The following is a 19463-nucleotide window of genomic DNA, read 5'->3' on the forward strand; positions in this document are numbered from 1 at the left end:
TCCTCACATCCGGAAGACGCCGAAGCCGGGCCCGGCCGGGTCCTTCTGGGGCAGCGGGGCATTGGCGCAGGCGGTCAGGGCGAGGCCGAGGACCTGCCGGGTGTCCACGGGGTCGATCACACCGTCGTCCCAGAGCCGGGCGCTGGCGTAGTACGCGTTGCCCTGGGTCTCGTACTGGGCGCGGATCGGGGCCTTGAACGTCTCCTCGTCCTCGGCGCTCCAGTCGTCGCCCAGCTGGTCGCGCTTGACGGTGGCCAGGACGGAGGCCGCCTGCTCGCCGCCCATCACGGAGATCTTGGCGTTCGGCCACATCCACAGGAAGCGGGGGCTGTAGGCCCGGCCGCACATGGAGTAGTTGCCCGCGCCGTACGAACCGCCGACGACGACCGTCAGCTTCGGCACCCGGGTGCAGGCCACCGCCGTGACCATCTTCGCGCCGTGCTTGGCGATGCCGCCCGCCTCGTAGTCGCGGCCGACCATGAAACCGGAGATGTTCTGGAGGAAGACGAGCGGGATGCCGCGCTGGTCGCACAGCTCGATGAAGTGCGCGCCCTTCTGGGCCGACTCGGAGAACAGGATGCCGTTGTTCGCGACGATCCCGACCGGGTGGCCGTGGATCCGGGCGAAGCCGGTGATCAGCGTCTGGCCGTACTCCGCCTTGAACTCCTGGAAGCGGGAGCCGTCCACCACGCGCGCGATCACCTCGCGGACGTCGTAGGGGGTGCGGGAGTCCACCGGGACCGCCCCGTACAGCCCGGCGGGGTCGACCTTCGGCTCCTCGGCCGGCTCGACCGACCAGGGGAGCGGGGCCCGGTCCGGGAGGGTCGCGACGATGTTGCGGACGATCCGCAGCGCGTGCGTGTCGTCCTCCGCGAGATGGTCGGTGACCCCCGACGTACGGGAGTGGACCTCGCCGCCGCCCAGCTCCTCGGCCGTGACCACCTCACCGGTGGCGGCCTTCACCAGCGGCGGGCCGCCGAGGAAGATCGTGCCCTGGTTGCGGACGATGACGGCCTCGTCGCTCATCGCCGGGACGTACGCCCCGCCCGCCGTGCAGGAGCCCAGCACCGCCGCGATCTGCGGGATGCCCGCCCCCGACATCCGGGCCTGGTTGTAGAAGATCCGCCCGAAGTGGTCCCGGTCGGGGAAGACCTCGTCCTGCATCGGCAGGAACGCGCCGCCCGAGTCGACCAGATACAGGCAGGGGAGACGATTCTCCAGCGCCACTTCCTGAGCGCGCAGGTGCTTCTTCACGGTCATCGGGTAGTACGTGCCGCCCTTGACGGTCGCGTCATTGGCGACGATCACGCACTCCCGCCCGGAGACCCGCCCGATGCCCGCGATGACGCCCGCGGCGGGTGCCTGGTCCCCGTACATCCCGTTGGCCGCCAGTGGGGCCAGCTCCAGGAACGGCGAGCCCGGATCGAGCAGGGTGTCCACCCGGTCCCGGGGGAGCAGCTTGCCGCGCGCCTCGTGGCGGGCCCGTGCCTTCTCACCCCCGCCCAGCCGTGCCGTGGCGAGGCGTTCCGCCAGGTCGTCGGAGAGCGCGCGATGCGCCGCCTCGTTGGCCTGCCAGGCCTCCGAGGCGGGATCGGCCGCGCTCGCCAGGACCGGTGCCTGCTGCATCGTGTCGAGCCCCCTTACCCGTACCGCAGTGGTGAAAAGCGTTGACGTGCTGTTGAGCCGTGCTGTTAATGAGCGTTAACGCGTTTCCCTCAGGTTAACGACCGCTAACGACCCTGTCTAGAATGAATCCTCATGAGCACCCATGCCGCCGCCCGCGTCGCGGCCCCCACCCGCCGCGAGCAGATCCTCCGGGAGGCCGCCCGCCTCTTCGCCGAGCGCGGCTTCCACGGTGTCGGCGTCGACGAGATAGGCGCCGCCGTCGGCATCAGCGGCCCCGGCCTCTACCGCCACTTCCCCGGCAAGGACGCGATGCTCGCCGAACTGCTGGTCGGCATCAGTGAACGCCTCCTGGAGGGCGGACGGCTGCGGGTGGCGGAGGACGAGGCCCGGGGCGACGGCTCCCCGGAGGCCCTCCTGGACGCGCTCATCGAGGGCCACATCGACTTCGCCCTCGACGACCGCCCCCTGATCACCCTCCACGACCGGGAGCTGGACCGGCTGCGCGACACGGACCGCAAGCGGGTGCGCCGGCTCCAGCGCGAGTACGTCGAGGTCTGGGTCGGCGTCGTCCGCGCCCTCTACCCGTCGCTGCCCGAGAACCGGGCCCGCGTCACCGTGCACGCCGTCTTCGGCCTGCTGAACTCCACCCCGCACCTGGCCCGCCCCGACGCCCTGCCCGGCCGCGCGGCGACCGCCGCCCTGCTGCACCGGCTGGCCCGGGGCGCCTTCGCCGCGGCGGAGCCCTCCTGAGCAGCGGTTTTCCCCACCCGGGCCCCGGGGGTGCGAGCAACCACGGACGGGGTACGTACGTCTGTCCGGTCAGGACGCCACGACCGGTCCGCACGCTACGACATCGGGGAGCCGCACCATGACCGTCTCACTGGGCGAAGAGATCATGCTGCTGTCGCTGGACGACGAGACCGGCGCGGCGAAGGGGGAGAGCGCCGCCCGCTGGGGCGTGGCGGCCGGCATGCTCCTGGAGCTGGTCATGGCCGGGCGCGTCACGGTCAAGGGCGGGCGCGTCGAGGTCTTCGACCCCACCCCGACCGGCGACGCCCTGCTGGACGGCCGCCTCGACCGGCTCACGCGCTGGGTCCACGAGGCCTCCAGCAGCCGCAAGGTCGTCGCCTGGCTGACCCGGGACCACGCCAAGGGCTCCCAGGACGTCGTGGACAGCCTCGTCGCCCGCGGCCTGGTGACCGAGGAGAAGCACCGGGCCCTCGGCGTCTTCCCGGTGCGCCGCTACCCGGAGGCCGACGGAACGGTCGAGCGGGAGCTGCGCGCCCGGCTGGCCGCCGTGGTGCTGGAAGGGGCCGAGCCGGACATCCGCACCGGCGCGCTCGTCGCCCTCGTGCACGCCACGGGCATGCACCGCCAGGCTTTCCCCGGCCTCCCGAAGAAGCAGGTCGCCCCGCGCACGGCCGGGATCGCCGAGGGCCACTGGGTGGGCGCGAGCGTGGGCGAGGCGATCCGCGACCTCCAGGCGGCGATCTCCACGGTGACCGTGGTGACGGTCCTCTCCGCGGTGCCGTAGGACGCCCCGCCCACCGTCACCCTGTGGGGCCGGCCGGCTCCCCGGGGCCACCGGGAGCGTTGACCGCCAGCGCGCCCGACTCCGTCAGCAGCCTCTCCAGCCTCGGCGCCAGGACGACGGCCGCCGCGTTCGTCAGATGGGTGTCGTCCCGGTAGAGCAGGATCCGGTCCCGTACGGCGGGGCACGTCGGGCCGTCGCCCGGGCACAGCACCGCGTTCACGCCGACGGACCGCACGCCCGGCACCGCGCCCGCCGCGATCCGCCGCGCCAGGGGATCCGGGGGAAGCGCCGCCGCCCGGTCGAACGCGCAGGCCGCCGTCGCGGCCGGAGCGCCGGAGACGCACGCAGGGATGTCCGCCCCCGGTACGGGCGTGCCCTCGATGTACACGATCGGCGCGCCGGTCGCCCGGAGCCGCTCCAACGTCTTCTCCCAGGCGGCGGTGAGGAGCCGCGGGTCGGCGGTGTACCGGTTGAGCGAGGCGATCACGATGAGCCGGGGCCTCGGCCCCGTACGCAGCCGGTCCAGGGCATCGTCCCGCCAGCTGTCGCACTCCCGGTAGGCGCGCCCCAACTGGGGGCTCCGCACGGACAGTTCCGGCAGCGGGCAGCCCTGCTTCACCAGCTCCTGGAGCGCCCAGCCGCGCCGGGAGGCCAGGGCGAGCAGCGGGGAGAACCACTGGCCCGCGTGCGAGTCGCCGAGCAGCACCACGCGGTCCGGGCTGTCCACCGCCCCGAACAGGCACGGCGGGCTGCTCGTCACCGCCGGGGCGACCTGGCAGCCCCCGTCCGGCGGGAAGTCCTCACGGGCCTGGGCCGGTTGCGGCACCACGGGCCCGGACGCGAGCGCGGAGCCGTCGGCACGGGCCAGCAGGGACGGCCCGGCGGCCGCACCCGGCGGGAGGCTCCCGACGTCGACGGGGGTGGCCGGGCCCAGCAGACGCAGCGTCGTGGCGCCGACGACCAGCGCGAGCACGACCGGCAGGACCACGGCGGAGATCCCCACCGCCAGCCCCCGGCGCGGGAGTTCGGAGACCGTACGGCTGCGGCGCAGCGGCTGCTCGACCCACCGCATGGTGGCGAGCGCGGGCAGCACGGCGGCCAGCGTCCACGCGGTCTTCGCGGGCCAGTCGAGCGCCCCGAGCCGGGCCTCGGCGAACACGAGCACGGGCCAGTGCCACAGATAGAGGGTGTAGGAGAGCCGCCCGACGGCCCGCGGCGCCCGGCCTGCGAGCAGCCGGCCCACCCCGTAGGCGCCCTGGACGTCCCGTTCGCCCCGCCCCGGTATCGCCGCCAGGATCACCGCGGCCGTCCCCAGGGTCGGGACGAGCGCCGCGTAACCGGGGTACGGGGTCGACGCGTCGTAGGACACGACGCACCAGACGATCGCCGCGGCCCCCGCCCACCCGCACACCAGCCGCAGCGGACGCGGCCCGCGCAGCAGATGCCAGGGCAGCAGCGCCAGCAGCGCCCCGACCGCGAACTGCCAGACACGCGACGGCGTTCCGAGGTACGCGAGCGGGACCGAGTCCCGCGTCCAGTGCAGGGACAACGCGAACGAGGCGACGGCCGCCCCGGCGGTGACCAGCGCCACGACCGCCCGCACGGCCCGGCCCCGGCGGACCGCGCGGGCGGCGGTCAGCACGATCACCGCCAGCAGCGGGGCCCAGACCAGATAGAACTGCTCCTCGACGGCGAGCGACCAGAAGTGCAGCAGCGGACTCTGGTCGTGCCCGGCGGCGAGATAGTCGGTCCGCTGCGAGACGAACCGCCAGTTGGCGACGGACAACGCGGCGGCGAGGACGTCGTGCTCCAGGTCGGTACGGAGCAGCGGAACGGTCAGCCACGCCCCGGCGACCGCGACCGCCGCGAGGACGACGGCGGCGGAGGGCAGCAGCCGCCGGGCCCGCCGGGAGAAGAAGTCGCCGAGCCGGATCCGGCCGGTGGTGATCGCCTCCCGGACCAGCAGCCCCGTGATCAGGTAGCCGGAGATGACGAAGAAGACGTCCACGCCGACGAAGCCGCCCGCCGCGCCCGGTATCCCGGCGTGGAAGGCGAGCACCGCGAGGACGGCGACCGCGCGCAGCCCCTCGACGTCGGGCCGGAACGCGGCCCGGTGGGGGCTGGGCCCGGACTCACCGGCCGGGCGGTGGTGAGCGGTGGACGGGGTGGTCGGGGTGGCGGGCCGCTTTCGGCGGTGGCCGGGGGCAAGGAGGAAGGGCATCGGGTGGCGCCTTTCGGGAGAGCTCAGCTCAGCCACGGCAGCATCGGGTCGACCCACCCCGAGGCGAGCAGACCGGTGAGCAGGAGGACGGCGGAAGCGGCGAGGGCCTCGGGCCAGCGGCGGGGCAGCAGGTGCGTCCCGGCCCGCGAACGGAGACCGGCGAGCCGCTTTCCGGCACCCGCAGCGGCCCCGGCAGCGGTCCCGGCCCCGGCCCCGGCGGGTGTGCGTCCGGCCGGACGCAGCTCGGCCGAAAGGTCCCGGATCAGGGGCACGTTGATGTGCAGCTGGACCAGGACGTAGAGGCCGAGTCCCCAGGCGGGCGCCCAGCCGATACGGGCCACGGTCAGCGCGAGGCCCGTTGCGGCGGCCGCGTTGGACAGCACCAGCCAGACCAGCGAGACACCCATGACCCGGCGGGCCATCGATCCCGGACTCCCGTTGCTCCGCACCCCCGTGGGCACCCAGGCGGCGCTGCGGCCCCGCAGTGTGTGCCAGAACGCGGTGGCGGCGGCCACGCTGGTGAGGACGCCCGCGCGGATCACCTCGACCCGCCACCGGGTCCGGCTGATCCGGGGCAGCAGCACGTGCCACAGCCACAGCGGGGCGAGCAGCGGCAGGACGTGCCAGGGGCGGACGTCGTCCGGATATCCGAACATCATCACCAGGGGCGGCAGCGGGGCGGCGAAGGTGTTCACGGCCGTGGTCAGGTAGCCGACGACGCCCTCGTAGAAGCACAGCCGCATCCGCCAGGGCGCGCCCATCCGCTGCAGCACCGGGGTGCCGAGGAGGTGCAGATTGCCCATGGCCCACCGGTACTGCTGGTTGAGATACGAGGTGACGGTGTCCGGCGAGGTGCCCTTGGCGACCAGGACGGGGACGTACTGGGTGCGGAACCCCCGCTCGTGCAGGGCGAGTCCGGTGTACAGGTCCTCACTGTGGTCGAGCCGGGCGAAACCGCCCGCCAGGTCGATCGCGGAGCGCCGGTAGACGGCGTTGCTGCCGCAGCAGATCGCGGCGTCGGCGGCGTCCCGGGAGGGCTGGATCCAGCGGAAGAACCATTCCTGCGCGGCCCCGGCGGCGCGCTGGATCCAGTCCATGCCCGCGTCGGTGTCGAAGCACTGCGGGCTCTGCACGATGCCGACGGCCGGGTCCGCGAAATAGGGCACCAGATGGCGCAGGAAGTCCGGCCGCGGCGCGAAGTCCGCGTCCAGGATCGCGATGAACTCGGCGTCGGAGTCGGAGAGGGAGAGGGCGTGGTTGAGGTTCCCCGCCTTCTTCAGGTGTCCTCGGTCCGGCCGTACGACGTACCGGTAGCCGTGTTCGGCCGCCAGGGCCGCCACCTCGGCCCGGTCGGCGTCGTCCAGCACCCGGACGGTGAGCGCGCCGGGCCAGTCGAGGGCGGCGACCGCGCGGTAGGCGTTGGCGAGGACGGGGAGGGGTTCGCCGCAGGTCGGCAGGTAGAGGTCGACGGTGGGCAGCGCGGCCGGCCGCCAGGCGCGGACCAGCGTGTCGTGCGAGGCCCGGGTCAGCCGGCGCTGTCGCAGGCTGTTCGCCGAGGACAGCAGCAGCGCCACCACGTTCAGCCCGAGGACCGCGAGGAACGCCCAGAGCGCCGGGGTCCGTAAGGCGAAGGTGAACATCGTCGCCGCCGTGAAGACGAAGGCCAGGGAACTGCTCACCAGCACCCAGCGGCGTTGCGGTCCGAAGTACCAGTACAGCTCGTCGTCGGACGGTGGTTGCGGAAGATGACGCACGGTCATAAAGCCCCCCACGGCTGTGTATGTGCCCGTTTTTCGGTTCCCTTTTCCGACGGCCCACCTTAATGCCAAAGGTATAGACCACTTGCCCGAAGTGGCGCACCGAAGGGAATCGGACACCGGTTTTGGCGCGACTCGATTGGTCCAGACCTCTGGGTGCTCCCATTCGAGCCCGGCGCCCGCCCGGCGAAGGAAGGGCCAGGTCACGCGGGGGTGAACAGTCCCGGAAGAGTTACGGGGGTGGGTGCGGGCCGGGAGGTGGAGTGGCCGACGGGCCCCAGGGACGAGCGTTCGCCGGCTTCGGGGTGCGCCCGCTCGCCGGACCGTTCGCCCGATCCGGCCTGTCCGTTGATCAGGACACCGGGCACACCCCGCACACCGGACGGCACAATGGGTCCATGCCGATACCCAGCCGCGCCGCCCTCGTCGAGCACCTCGTCCGTACGCGTATCGCGGGGGACGTCGCCACGCCACGCGACAACAACCTGTCCCACTACCGCAAGCTCGCCAACGGCGACCGCCACTACTGGCTCGGTCTGGAGCTCGGCGACCGCTGGGCCGACGAGCAGGACGTCCTCGCCGTGATGGCCGAGCGCTGCGGGGTGATCGACGACCCCGCGCACCGGCAGGGCCAGGACACCATCGACCCCGAGCTGACGGTCGACGCCCTGGAGCGGATGGCGGCCCGTCTGCGCAAGGCCGCCGACGGCCGGGAGCGGGTCCTGTTCGCCACCGGGCACCCCGGCGGCCTGCTGGACGTGCACCGGCAGACGGCGGACGCGCTGCGCCGGGCGGGCTGCGAGATCGTCCGCATCCCGTCGGGGCTGATCGCGGACGAGGGGCTGGTCGTCCAGTTCGCCGATGTCGCCATGCTGGAGCGCGGGGCCACCCTCTGGCACACCCACTCCCCGGCCCCGATGGCGGCCATCCTGGACGCCATGGCCCACCTGGGCCGCCCGCTGCCCGACCTCGTCCTCGCCGACCACGGCTGGGCGGGGTGCGCGGGCCAGCGGGGGCTGGACGCGATCGGTTACGCCGACTGCAACGACCCGGCCCTCTTCCTCGGCGAGTCGGAGGGCACCCTCCAGGTCACGGTCCCGCTGGACGACCATGTCACCGACCCGCGCTTCTACGACCCGATGACGGACTACCTGCTGCACGCGGCGGGGCTGCTGGAGGACGAGCCCGCAGAACCGGTCGTCGGGGAGCCGGCCGCGTAGGGCCGCGCCGGCGATGAGTTTCCGGCGCGGCGGACGTCTGTACTGACAACAGCCGACGGAGACGCCGACGGAGACGAAGGGTGCGGGCCATGAAGTTCAGCACGACGATGTTCCAGACCGGGAACAACACGGGTATCGAGGTTCCCGAGGACGTGGTCGAGGCACTCGGCGCGGGCAAGCGCCCCCCGGTGAACGTCACGGTGAACGGTTACGCGTACCGCTCGACGATCGCTCCGATGGGCGGGCGGTACCTGATCCCGTTCAGCTCCGACAAGCGCGAGGAGACCGGCATCGGCGGCGGCGACGCCATCGAGGTGGAGCTGACCCTCGACACCGCGCCGCGCACGGTGGAGCCGCCCGAGGACCTGGCGGCCGCGCTGGCGGCGGCCCCCGGGGCGGCGGAGGCGTTCGCCGCGCTCTCGCCCAGCCGCCAGAAGGCGTACGTCACCTCGGTCGAGGGCGCGAAGGCGCAGGAGACACGGGAGCGTCGGATCGCGAAGGCGGTGGCGGAGCTGACGCCGTAGGTCTCAGGAACCGCCGCGCCGCAGCCGCTGCGCCCGCCCCGGCGTCGGGTCCAGGTACACCCGCCGGACCGAGGGGAACCGCTCGCGCAACTGGGCCTCCGCCTCCTCGCAGGCCCACTCGACCTCCGCCGCGGTGGCCATGTCCCGGAAGTCGATCTTCGCGGCGATCAGGATCTCGTCCGGCCCCTGGATCAGCGTGGTCAGCTCCAGGACCTCCACGATGTGCGGCACCGACAGCAGCTCCTCGCGCACCCCGGACCGCACCGCCTCGGGCAGCGGCCGCCCGATGAGCAGCTGGGCGTTGGACCGGCCGAGCACCCAGGCCACGTACACGAGCAGCAGACCGATCAGACAGGACGCGATGCCGTCCCAGACACCCGAGCCGGAGAGCTGCCCGCCCAGCAGTCCGCCCGCCGCCAGCAGCAGGCCGATCAGGGCCGCGGAATCCTCCATCACGACGGCTTTCACGGCCGTGTCGGGGGTGTGCCGCAGATAGTAGGTGTCCGGCACCCGCAGCCGGGACGCCTCGCGCCGCACCTGCTTGACCCCGGTGCGCAGCGAGTAGCCCTCCAGCAGGAAGGCGACGGCCAGGACGATGTAGGAGATGAGCGGGTCGCCCAGCTCCTCGCCCGCGACCAGGGTGTGCACGCCGTCGTAGACCGAGAAGACGGCCCCGCCGACGAAGGTGGCGATGGAGGCGAGCATCGCCCAGATGTAGCGCTCGGGGCCGTAACCGAGGGGGTGGTCCTCGTCGGCGGGCTTCTCGCTCCGCTTGAGGGCGGTGAGGAGCATGACCTCGGTGACGGTGTCGGCCACCGAGTGGGCCGCCTCGGAGAGCATCGCGCTGGAGCCGCTGATCAGCCCGGCGACGGCCTTCGCCACGGCGATGCCGAGGTTGGCGAGGGCTGCCACGATCACGGTGAAGGTGGACTCCCCACCGTCGGTTTCCTTGTCCGCCCGCGCGTCGCTCATGGGGGGAGTATGTCGGAATCGCGGCTTCGGGGGCCGTTCATCCTCGCGGGCTGCCGGTCATCCTTGCCGGCTGCCGGTCATCCTCGCGGGATGCGGACGACGCCCTCCTGGATGACCGTGATCGCGAGGCGGCCGTCGGCGGTGTAGATGCGGGCCTGGCCCAGTCCCCGGCCACCGGAGGCCGAGGGCGACTCCTGGTCGTACAGCAGCCACTCGTCCGCCCGGAACGACCGGTGGAACCACATCGCGTGGTCCAGGCTGGCCCCGACCACGTCCCCGACCGCCCAGCCGCCCCGCCCGTGGGCGAGGAGCACCGAGTCGAGCAGGGTCATGTCGGAGACGTACGTCGCCATGCAGACGTGCAGCAGCGGGTCGTCGGCGAGTTTGCCGTTCGTCCGGAACCACACCTGGGAACGGGGTTCGCGCGGCTCGCCCACCGTGCCGAACGGCGGCGCGTCCACGTACCGCAGGTCCACCGCCTGCCGCGCCTCGATCAGCCGGTCCACGACACCGGGGTCGCTGAAGCGGTCCGCGTACCGGGGCAGCATCTCGGCGGCCGTCGGCAGGGTCTCCGGGTCCGGGGCGGCGGGCATCGGGGCCTGGTGCTCCATGCCCTCCTCGTGCGCCTGGAAGGACGCGGAGAGGTGGAAGATCGGCTGCCCGTGCTGGACGGCGACGACCCGGCGGGTGGTGAACGACTTCCCGTCGCGGATGCGGTCGACGGTGTAGACGATGGGCGCGCCCGGGTCGCCGGCCCGCAGGAAATAGGAGTGCAGGGAGTGGGCCCCCCGGTCGGCGGGGACGGTGCGGCCCGCGGCGACGAGCGCCTGGGCCGCGACCTGGCCGCCGAACACCCGGGGCACGAGCGCGCTGCGGCTCTCGCCCCGGAAGATGTCCCGCTCGATCTGCTCCAGGTCGAGCAGGTGGAGCAGATCGAGCAGGGGATCGGGACTCTCGTTCATGGGGGAAAGGTAATCCCTTACAGACCCATGGACTTGGCGATGATCGACTTCATGACCTCGCTGGTGCCGCCGTAGATGCGGTTGACCCGGTTGTCCGCGTACAGGCGGGCGATCGGGTACTCGTTCATGAAGCCGTAGCCGCCGTGCAGCTGGAGACAGCGGTCGATGACGCGGTGCGCGACCTCGGTGCAGAACAGCTTCGCGGAGGCGGCTTCCGCCGCCGTGAGCTCCCCGGCGTCCAGGGCCTCCAGCGCGCGGTCGGCGACGGCCTGGGCCGCGTCCACCTCGGCCTGGCAGGCGGCCAGCTCGAACTTGGTGTTCTGGAAGGAGGCGACGGTCTTGCCGAAGACCGTGCGGTCCTGGACGTACTCCTTGGCGAAGCGGACGGCCGCCGCGGCCTGGGCGTACGCGCCGAAGGCGATGCCCCAGCGCTCGGAGGCCAGGTTGGTGCCGAGGTAGCCGAAGCCCTTGTTCTCCTCGCCCATCAGGTCCTCGACCGGGACCTTGACGTCGACGAACGCCAGCTCGGCGGTGTCGGAGACCTTCAGGCCCAGCTTGTCGAGCTTGCGGCCGACCGAGTAGCCCTCGGACTTCGTGTCGACGGCGAAGAGGGAGATACCGAAGCGGCGGTCGTCCTCGCGAGGGGCGGCGGTACGGGCGCAGACGATGACGCGGTCGGCGTGGACGCCGCCGGTGATGAAGGTCTTCGCACCGTTGAGGACGTAGTGCGTGCCGTCCTCGGAGAGCTTCGCGGTGGTCTTCATGCCCGCGACGTCGGAGCCGGTGCCCGGCTCGGTCATCGCGAGGGCCCACATCTCCTCGCCGGTCGCGAACTTCGGCAGCCAGCGCTTCTTCTGGTCGTCGCTGGCGAGCATCTTGATGTAGGGGAGGCCGAGCAGCGTGTGCACCCCGGAGCCGCCGAAGGAGACGCCAGCGCGTGCGGTCTCCTCGTAGATGACGGCCTCGTACTTGTGCGAGTCGATGCCCGCGCCGCCGTACTCCTCGTCGACCTCGATGCCGAAGACGCCCAGCTCACCGAGCTTGAGGTAGAAGTCGCGCGGAGCCTGGCCCGCGGCGAACCACTCGTCGTAGACCGGCACGACCTCGGCCGCGATGAAGGCGCGGATGGTCTCCCGGAACGCCTCGTGGTCCTCGTTGAATACCGTACGGCGCACGGAATGCCTCCTAGATCGGCGGTCGATTCGCGGAAACTCGCGGAACATGGCTAAGCGCTTGCTCAGACTCCCTTCGAAGTTACCCGTCGGTTGTGGGCGCTGTCCAGGGTGATGCTCGGCACGCGACGGACCGGCGCAGGCCGAGGGACGGCCCGATTGTCAGTGGCGTGGGGGAGTATCGGAAGCAGACGGCGAGGGCGGCGGGAGGAAGGTGAGGACGTGCGGGTGGAGGACCTGGTCCGGCTGCGCCGGGCCCGCGACCGTATGGACCGCGAGTACGCCGAACCGCTCGACGTCCCCTCGCTGGCCCGCGACGCCCTGATGTCGGCGGGCCACTTCTCCCGCAGCTTCCGCGCCGCCTTCGGCGAGACCCCGTACAGCTATCTCATGACCCGCCGCATCGAGCGGGCCAAGGCGCTGCTGCGCCGGGGCGACCTGTCGGTCACGGACGTCTGCTTCGCCGTCGGCTGTACGTCGCTGGGCTCGTTCAGTTCCCGCTTCACGGAGCTGGTCGGGGAGAGCCCCAGCGCCTACCGGGCCCGCCCCCACGAGGCCGGCGAGACCATCCCCGCGTGCGTCGCCAAGATGCTCACCCGACCGGTCAGGAATGGAGAAGCGGATCGAAAGCCCCACCCGTAGCGTGAAACCCATGGACATCAAGCTCTCGCAGTGCTTCATCGCCGTCGACGACCACGACAAGGCGCTCGCCTTCTACCGCGACGCCCTGGGAATGGAGGTGCGCAACGACGTCGGATTCGAAGGCATGCGCTGGGTGACCGTCGGATCCCCCGCACAGCCGGACGTGGAGATCGTCCTGGAGCCCCCGCTCGCCGACCCGAACGCCCCCGCCGCCGACCGGCAGACCATGGCCGAGCTGCTCGCCAAGGGCATGCTCCGCGGCGTCATCCTCACCTCCGACGACGTGGACGCGGCCTTCGAGCAGGTCCGCGCCGCGGGCGGCGAAGTCCTCCAGGAGCCGATCGACCAGCCGTACGGCGTCCGCGACTGCGCCTTCCGGGACCCCTCCGGAAACATGCTGCGCATCACCCAGGCCAAGAAGTAGCACCCGCACCCGCCCCCGGGGGCCGGAGCCAGTCATTCAGGCCCCGGCCCCCACGCACGGACAGTAGGCTCCGCGCACCAGCAGTCCAGCAGTCCAGCAGTCCGTGATCCAGCAATCCAGCGCGCACCAGTAATCCGGTAATGGAGAGACGACGAGCATGGCTCCGAGCACGAAGACCCCGCAGCCGCCCGCGCCGCACGCCGCCGACAGCCACGACCTGATCCGCGTGCACGGTGCGCGGGAGAACAACCTGAAGGACGTCAGCATCGAGCTGCCGAAGCGCCGGCTCACGGTGTTCACCGGGGTCTCCGGCTCGGGCAAGAGCTCGCTGGTCTTCGCCACCATCGCCGCCGAGTCCCAGCGGCTGATCAACGAGACCTACCCCGCCTTCGTCCAGGGCTTCATGCCCACCCAGGCACGCCCCGACGTCGATGTGCTCGACGGGCTGACGACCGCGATCATCGTGGACCAGCAGCGCATGGGCAGCGACCCCCGCTCCACGGTCGGCACCGCCACCGACGCCAACGCCATGCTCCGCATCCTCTTCAGCCGCCTCGGCAAGCCGCACATCGGCCCGCCCGGCGCGTTCGCCTTCAACGTCCCCTCGGTGACCGCCAGCGGCGCGATCACCGTCGAGCGCGGCAACAAGAAGGCGGTCAAGGCGACCTTCAGCCGCACCGGCGGCATGTGCCCGCGCTGCGAGGGCCGGGGCACGGTCTCCGACATCGACCTCACCCAGCTCTACGACGACTCCAAGTCGATCGCCGAGGGCGCGTTCACCATCCCCGGCTGGAAGTCGGACAGCTGGTGGACGGTCCGGATCTACGCCGAGTCCGGCTTCCTCGACCCGAACAAGCCCATCGCCAAGTTCACCAAGAGGGAGATGCAGGACTTCCTCTACAAGGAACCGACCAAGGTGAAGGTCGAGGGCTCCACCCTCACCTTCGAAGGGCTCATCCCCAAGATCCAGAAGTCGTTCCTGTCCAAGGACCGCGAGGCGATGCAGCCCCACATCCGGGAGTTCGTCGACCGTGCGGTCACCTTCGCCACCTGCCCCGAGTGCGAGGGCACGCGGCTCACCGAGGGCGCCCGCTCCTCGAAGATCAAGAAGATCTCCATCGCCGACGCCTGCTCGATGGAGATCCGCGACCTCGCGGAGTGGGTCCGGGGCCTGGACGAACCCTCGGTCGCCCCGCTCCTCGAAGCCCTCCAGCAGACCCTGGACTCCTTCGTCGAGATCGGCCTCGGCTACCTCGCCCTGGAACGCCCCTCCGGCACCCTGTCCGGCGGCGAGGCCCAGCGCGTCAAGATGATCCGCCACCTCGGCTCCTCCCTCACCGACGTGACCTACGTCTTCGACGAGCCGACCATCGGACTCCACCCGCACGACATCCGGCGCATGAACGACCTCCTGCTGCGCCTGCGCGACAAGGGCAACACGGTCCTGGTCGTCGAGCACAAGCCCGAGGCCATCGCCATCGCCGACCACGTGGTCGATCTCGGCCCCGGGGCCGGTACGGCGGGCGGCACCGTCTGCTTCGAGGGCACCCTGGAAGGGCTCCGCGCCTCCGACACCGTCACCGGCCGCCACCTCGACGACCGGGCCGTCCTCAAGGACGAGGTGCGCAAGCCCACCGGCGCGCTGGAGATCCGCGGCGCGACGGCGCACAACCTCCAGGACGTCGACGTCGACATCCCGCTCGGCGTCCTCACCGTCATCACGGGCGTCGCCGGCTCCGGAAAGAGCTCGCTCGTCCACGGCTCGATCCCGGCGGGCGAGAACGTCATCTCGGTCGACCAGAGTCCCATCAAGGGCTCCCGCCGCAGCAACCCGGCGACGTACACGGGCCTCCTGGAGCCGATCCGCAAGGCCTTCGCCAAGGCCAACGGCGTGAAGCCCGCCCTGTTCAGCGCCAACTCCGAGGGCGCCTGCCCCACGTGCAACGGCGCGGGCGTCATCTTCACCGACCTCGGCGTCATGGCGAGCGTCTCCAGCCCGTGCGAGGACTGCGAGGGCAAGCGGTTCCAGGCCTCGGTCCTGGACTACCACCTCGGCGGCCGCGACATCAGCGAGGTCCTCGCCATGTCGGTCACCGAGGCCGAGGAGTTCTTCGGCTCCGGCGAGGCGGCCCTCCCGGCCGCGCACAAGATCCTCGACCGCCTCGTGGACGTCGGCCTCGGCTATCTGAGCCTCGGCCAGCCGCTCACCACCCTGTCCGGCGGCGAACGCCAGCGCCTGAAGCTGGCGACGCACATGGGCGACAAGGGCGGCGGCGGGCAGGTCCTCGTACTCGACGAGCCGACCACCGGCCTGCACCTGGCGGACGTGGAGCAGCTCCTCGGCCTGCTGGACCGCCTGGTCGACTCCGGAAAGTCGGTGATCGTCATCGAGCACCACCAGGCGGTCATGGCCCACGCCGACTGGATCATCGACCTCGGCCCCGGCGCGGGCCACGACGGCGGCAGGATCGTCTTCGAGGGCACCCCCGCCGACCTGGTCGCGGCCCGCTCGACCCTGACGGGCGAACACCTCGCGGAGTACGTGGGGGAGTGAGGCGAGGGCGCCGGCCCTCGGACCCCTTTCCGCCTGTCTTGCGGGTCAGGCGGAAAGGGCCCCGCGCTTGACCGCGTCCACGAAGGAGGTCCACCCGGCGGCGGGGATGAGCAGGGCGGGCCCACCGGGGACCTTGGAGTCGCGGACGGGGACGGCGGTGGGGTGGTGGTCCTGGACTTCGAGGCAGCTGCCCGACTCGCTACCGCTGTAGGAGGACTTGCGCCAGCGGATGGGCGAGAAGTCGGTCGGGGAGTTCCGCCTGGCCATGTTCTCTGTAGCCCTTCGCTGTTGCCTTCACCACTGCCAAAGAGTCGTCTCGTGACAGGGAGTCGCTCAGGGCAAGAGCGTAACGGCTCTGAAGTGCCTCGACTACGGCTGGCGAGTCGTGCAACTTCCCTACCCGCACTCCTTCGCTGTAGGCGACCGGCGGCTGGTCATCGAACCACATCAACGTCAGCATGCTTTCCAGCAACGAGTGGAACCCGGTCGCCATCGGAAGCACGTGCGTGCGGATGAGCTTCGCTTCGGTGAGCTCGACGATGTGCTCCAGTTGCTCCGCCATGACCTTCGGTCCACCGATCGGACGTCGGAGCGATGCTTCGTCCAGGATCGCCCAGACCACAGGTGGCTTGGTGCTCTGGAAGATCTCCGCGCGCTTCAGCCGTGCGACGACGGCCTTGTCACACTCCGTCGGACTCAACGGTGGGAACGCCATGCCGAGGACGGAGCGTGCGTACGCCTCGGTCTGGAGGATGCCCGGGAGGAAAGACAGGGCGAACTCCCGGATCATCGTCGCCTGCTGTTCGAGATGCCGCGCCGCGCCGAAGTGGTCCGCGAGGACTCCGTCGTCCTCCGCTCCTGGTCGGAAACTCGTGAGCACATTGCCCGTGCCCAGTACCAAGTCCAATCGCCGGGCATCCTCCTCGCTCGGCATGCGACGCCCCGCCTCGATGTGCGAGATGTGCGACCGCGTCATCAGCGCCAGGTCCGCGAGCTGCTGCTGGGTCAGGCCCGCCGCTTCGCGCTGCGCCTTCAACCATGTGCCATAGGTATTACTCACAGCCAACTCCCGTGCGACGAACGCGGTGTCACCACAAACCCCCTGGCGAGCCTAGCCGCGCCGCTCGCACGCTGTGAGTGGATCGCTACGCAGCGAAGAATTCACCCCCACTGCTCACGGAGTTGACGCCCCCATGAAAGAACAGCCGATGAACACCGTCCGCCTGCTCCCTTGGGCCGGCACGGCAGGCAGGCCCTGCTACGTCGTCGGTAACGGCGACGGCAAGGTCTCGCGTGAGGCCGACAAGGTCGAGGCCATGCAGCTCGGCATGGCGTACGACCTTCTCGATCACGCCGACGACCTGGTCGCGGACGACGGGTCCACGGCCGTCCAGCTCCGCCATGTCGCAGCCGCCCTGGCGCACTCGCTGCGGGACGTGCACCGGGTCGCCCGGAGCCGTGGCCTGCGGCTGGGGATTCCCGACGCCTTCGAGCCGGATCACCCGTCGGGCCCGGGGCTGGTCCCGCTGCGGCCCTGAGGCGTCGCCGTCGACCGGCCCGGCCGCACGGCTTCCGGTACGGTCGCGGCATGCCGTTCTACGTGTACGCCCAGGACCAGCCCGATGTCGCGGACCAGTTGATGGAGTGGTGCGAGGAGCACTGGTCCTACATGGACCGGTTCGACGACCGGCTGATACTCCGGGGTCCGACCGTGTCCGACGACGGGGAGGAGCACACGGGGAGCGTCCACGTCGTCGACCTCGCGGACCGGGCGGCGGCAGAGGGGTTCGCGCGGGAGGAGCCGTTCTGGAAGGCGGGCCTCTACCGCGACCTCACGATCGTCGCGGCGGACGTGCTGGTGAGCCGTGAACCCGAGGCGGACGTCCCCTACACCCTCGTCACCGCCCAGTGGCCGCTGTCGGCGGGCGCGCCGGGTGATGCCGGGCCCCGAGGGCTCTCGGGTGCGGAGACGGACAGCCGGCTCATCTTCGTGGCCGCTCTGGTCGACGACGGGGGGACCGGCACGACGGGCGTGGTCGCGGTCGTGCGGGCGCTCCCGGACGAGGCGCGGGACCTGGTCCGGCCGCTCGCGGAGGGGTGGGCCGGCGGACTTCCCGCGGCTCTCACGGCGCAGCGCTGGGAGCGCGGCGGACGGAACTGACGTACCGGCCGGGGCTGCTGGGACTGCCGGGCCCGTGACCTTGACGTACCGGTTCGTCGGCAGGCGATCATGACGCCATGCACCGTACGTTGTCGACGCCGCCCACCCTCGCCCCCGGCTGCCTCGCCGGAGCCCCGCAACCCGTACTCCCGGTGGCCGGCGGCGGGCTGTTGCTGCGTCCGTGGGAGCGGGCCGACGCGCGGGCGTTCTTCTCCGCGTACGAGGACGAGGAGACCCGCCGCTGGCACACGCACCGGCCCTCGACCGTGGCCCAGGTGGAGGAGTGGTTCGACGGGTACCGCCGGGACTGGGAGCGGGAGAAGGGCTGCCACTGGGCCGTCGCCCGCGACAGCGGCGAGGTGCTCGGCCGGATGGCCCTGCGCGGCGTGGACTTCGCCGACGGTGTCGCGAACGCGGCGTACTGGGTGCTCCCGGCCGCACGCGGCGCGGGGGTCGCCTCCCGCGCGCTCGCGGCGGTCAGCGCCTGGGCGCTGGACGATATCGGCTTCCACCGGCTGGAGTTGGACCACTCGACGCGTAACGCGGCCTCCTGCCGGGTCGCGACCAAGGCCGGCTTCCTGCTGGAGGGCACCCAGCGCAGCGCGGCCGTGCACGACGACGGCCGGCACGACATGCATCTGCACGCCCGGATCAGGGGCGACCGCTGATTCGTGCGCTCAGCCGAACCGCTCGCTCAGCCAGGAGTTGAGGCCGTCGATGGCGGTGGCGGCCAGAGCGGTGGGGTGGCCGGTGAAGCCGTGGGGCGAGGCGGGGTAGACGCGCAGCTCGACGTCGTTCCCGGCGGCCGACAGCCGCCCGGCCATGGTCAGGTTGTCCTCCAGCAGGATGTCCTCGGCGCCCACGACGAGCAGTGCCGGGGGCAGACCGGTGAGGTCGGCGTAGAGGGGCGAGATGTCGGGAAGGGTGCGGTCGGCATCCGGCACGTGGCCGACGTACGCCTGGATGAAGTACTCGTCCGCGATGAGGCGGCCGCTCGGGGTGTGCGCGCTCAGATCGTAGGTGCCGAAGCGGAGCGCGGCCCCGGCGAACCGGTCGGCGACGCCCCGGTCCCGCAGCCGCAGGAGGGTCGCGAGGGCGAGGGTGGCTCCGGCGGAGCTTCCGCCGATCGCGAGCCGCGTGGTCCCGAAGCGGGTTTCGGCCTGTTCGGTGAGCCAGAGAGCCACCGCTTCGCAGTCGTCGGGGGCGGCGGGCCAGGGATGTTCGGGCGCGAGCCGGTAGTCGACGCCGATGACGGCGATCCGCAGGGCGTCGGCGAGTGCGCGGTGGCGTTCGTCGCCCTGGGCGGCGGTGCCCATGTAGAAGCCGCCGCCGTGGATGCCCAGGTAGACGCCCCGGGGCGGGCCGTCGGCGGGCAGGAAGACGCGGACCGGGACGCGTACGCCGGCGGCCTCGACCGTCTCTTCGAGGGGTGGCGGAACGACGGCACGGGGCGCGGGCTTCTTCGTCCGGGCCTCCTCCAGCTCCGCGAAGTCGGCGGGCCCACGGCCTGCCGCGCGCGACCGGTAGAACTCCCGGGCCTCGGCGACCTGCTCGGCGGGCACGTCCACGAACAGTGCTTCCAGGGCGAATCGCATGGGTCGGCTCTTCTCCTCGGCTCGGGTCTCCCCGGATGCTAGGTGTATTGATCACGAGCGTTGTTAACGCTGTCCGGGCTTGATCATGGCGAAGACCTC

19 protein-coding genes are annotated in these 19463 nt (G+C 71.7%); 10 read left to right on the forward strand and 9 right to left on the reverse strand.

What is annotated here, in order from left to right; genetic code table 11:
• Nucleotides 1-3: 3 nt before the first annotated feature.
• Entirely contained in the window at nt 4-1626 is a 1623-nt protein-coding gene (locus IE145_RS20395) for a carboxyl transferase domain-containing protein (RefSeq protein WP_189526884.1), read from the reverse strand.
• A gap of 132 nt (nt 1627-1758) precedes the next feature.
• On the opposite strand from IE145_RS20395, the gene IE145_RS20400 reads away from it, so the two are divergent.
• Together IE145_RS20400 and IE145_RS20405 are read left to right on the forward strand one after the other, a co-directional pair.
• Nucleotides 1759-2376 carry an SACE_7040 family transcriptional regulator gene (locus IE145_RS20400; protein ID WP_010070835.1) on the forward strand — a complete coding sequence of 206 codons (618 nt, stop codon included), beginning with the start codon at nt 1759-1761 and terminating at the stop codon, nt 2374-2376.
• A 118-nt stretch (nt 2377-2494) separates the two neighbouring features.
• On the forward strand, nt 2495-3160 hold the full coding sequence (locus IE145_RS20405; protein ID WP_189526886.1) for a GOLPH3/VPS74 family protein: 666 nt from the start codon (nt 2495-2497) through the stop codon (nt 3158-3160).
• 16 nt (nt 3161-3176) lie between these two features.
• On the opposite strand, the gene IE145_RS20410 is transcribed toward IE145_RS20405, so the two are convergent.
• Nucleotides 3177-5381: an acyltransferase family protein gene (locus IE145_RS20410; protein WP_189526888.1), complete on the reverse strand. Its 2205-nt coding sequence runs from the start codon at nt 5379-5381 to the stop codon at nt 3177-3179.
• 23 nt (nt 5382-5404) lie between these two features.
• A complete protein-coding gene (locus IE145_RS20415) occupies nt 5405-7141 on the reverse strand; it encodes a glycosyltransferase family 2 protein (protein WP_189526890.1) in 1737 nt (578 codons plus the stop codon).
• A 395-nt stretch (nt 7142-7536) separates the two neighbouring features.
• On the opposite strand from IE145_RS20415, the gene IE145_RS20420 reads away from it, so the two are divergent.
• Both IE145_RS20420 and IE145_RS20425 read left to right on the forward strand, forming a co-directional pair.
• The gene (locus IE145_RS20420; protein WP_189526891.1) at nt 7537-8358 is read left to right on the forward strand and encodes a phosphatase; all 822 of its coding nucleotides are present in this window, start codon (nt 7537-7539) and stop codon (nt 8356-8358) included.
• An 89-nt stretch (nt 8359-8447) separates the two neighbouring features.
• A complete protein-coding gene (locus IE145_RS20425; protein ID WP_189526893.1) occupies nt 8448-8882 on the forward strand; it encodes a YdeI/OmpD-associated family protein in 435 nt (144 codons plus the stop codon).
• A 3-nt stretch (nt 8883-8885) separates the two neighbouring features.
• Here IE145_RS20425 and IE145_RS20430 read toward each other — a convergent pair whose 3' ends face one another.
• From IE145_RS20430 to IE145_RS20440, 3 genes are all read right to left on the reverse strand, one after another.
• On the reverse strand, nt 8886-9854 hold the full coding sequence (locus IE145_RS20430) for a cation diffusion facilitator family transporter (RefSeq protein WP_189526895.1): 969 nt from the start codon (nt 9852-9854) through the stop codon (nt 8886-8888).
• Between the two features lie 77 nt (nt 9855-9931).
• Entirely contained in the window at nt 9932-10816 is an 885-nt protein-coding gene (locus tag IE145_RS20435; RefSeq protein ID WP_189526897.1) for an acyl-CoA thioesterase, read from the reverse strand.
• Between the two features lie 17 nt (nt 10817-10833).
• Nucleotides 10834-11991: an acyl-CoA dehydrogenase family protein gene (locus tag IE145_RS20440; protein WP_189526898.1), complete on the reverse strand. Its 1158-nt coding sequence runs from the start codon at nt 11989-11991 to the stop codon at nt 10834-10836.
• A gap of 219 nt (nt 11992-12210) precedes the next feature.
• Here IE145_RS20440 and IE145_RS20445 point away from each other — a divergent pair, with 219 nt between their 5' ends.
• The 3 genes from IE145_RS20445 (at nt 12211) to IE145_RS20455 (ending at nt 15608) form a co-directional block, all read left to right on the forward strand.
• Nucleotides 12211-12630: a helix-turn-helix transcriptional regulator gene (locus IE145_RS20445; RefSeq protein WP_189526900.1), complete on the forward strand. Its 420-nt coding sequence runs from the start codon at nt 12211-12213 to the stop codon at nt 12628-12630.
• Nucleotides 12631-12640: 10 nt separating this feature from the next.
• Complete coding sequence (locus IE145_RS20450; protein ID WP_069742644.1) at nt 12641-13054, forward strand: VOC family protein; 414 nt, start codon at nt 12641-12643, stop codon at nt 13052-13054.
• 157 nt (nt 13055-13211) lie between these two features.
• On the forward strand, nt 13212-15608 hold the full coding sequence (locus tag IE145_RS20455) for an excinuclease ABC subunit UvrA (protein WP_189526902.1): 2397 nt from the start codon (nt 13212-13214) through the stop codon (nt 15606-15608).
• 45 nt (nt 15609-15653) lie between these two features.
• Here IE145_RS20455 and IE145_RS20460 read toward each other — a convergent pair whose 3' ends face one another.
• Together IE145_RS20460 and IE145_RS20465 are read right to left on the reverse strand one after the other, a co-directional pair.
• On the reverse strand, nt 15654-15875 hold the full coding sequence (locus IE145_RS20460; RefSeq protein WP_189526903.1) for a DUF397 domain-containing protein: 222 nt from the start codon (nt 15873-15875) through the stop codon (nt 15654-15656).
• On the reverse strand, nt 15808-16668 hold the full coding sequence (locus tag IE145_RS20465) for a helix-turn-helix domain-containing protein (RefSeq protein ID WP_189526904.1): 861 nt from the start codon (nt 16666-16668) through the stop codon (nt 15808-15810). Before IE145_RS20465 ends, IE145_RS20460 begins: the two co-directional genes overlap by 68 nt.
• A gap of 133 nt (nt 16669-16801) precedes the next feature.
• On the opposite strand from IE145_RS20465, the gene IE145_RS20470 reads away from it, so the two are divergent.
• The 3 genes from IE145_RS20470 (at nt 16802) to IE145_RS20480 (ending at nt 18437) form a co-directional block, all read left to right on the forward strand.
• Nucleotides 16802-17146, forward strand: a complete 345-nt coding sequence (locus tag IE145_RS20470) for a hypothetical protein (RefSeq protein WP_006124694.1) — start codon at nt 16802-16804, stop codon at nt 17144-17146.
• Between the two features lie 50 nt (nt 17147-17196).
• Nucleotides 17197-17769: a YciI family protein gene (locus tag IE145_RS20475; protein WP_189526905.1), complete on the forward strand. Its 573-nt coding sequence runs from the start codon at nt 17197-17199 to the stop codon at nt 17767-17769.
• Nucleotides 17770-17846: 77 nt separating this feature from the next.
• Complete coding sequence (locus IE145_RS20480) at nt 17847-18437, forward strand: GNAT family N-acetyltransferase (RefSeq protein ID WP_189526906.1); 591 nt, start codon at nt 17847-17849, stop codon at nt 18435-18437.
• 9 nt (nt 18438-18446) lie between these two features.
• Here IE145_RS20480 and IE145_RS20485 read toward each other — a convergent pair whose 3' ends face one another.
• Nucleotides 18447-19364: an alpha/beta hydrolase gene (locus IE145_RS20485; RefSeq protein WP_189526907.1), complete on the reverse strand. Its 918-nt coding sequence runs from the start codon at nt 19362-19364 to the stop codon at nt 18447-18449.
• Nucleotides 19365-19463: the final 99 nt, after the last annotated feature.

Origin of the sequence: Streptomyces sindenensis, from assembly GCF_014649035.1 — a bacterium.
Classification (GTDB): domain Bacteria; phylum Actinomycetota; class Actinomycetes; order Streptomycetales; family Streptomycetaceae; genus Streptomyces; species Streptomyces sindenensis.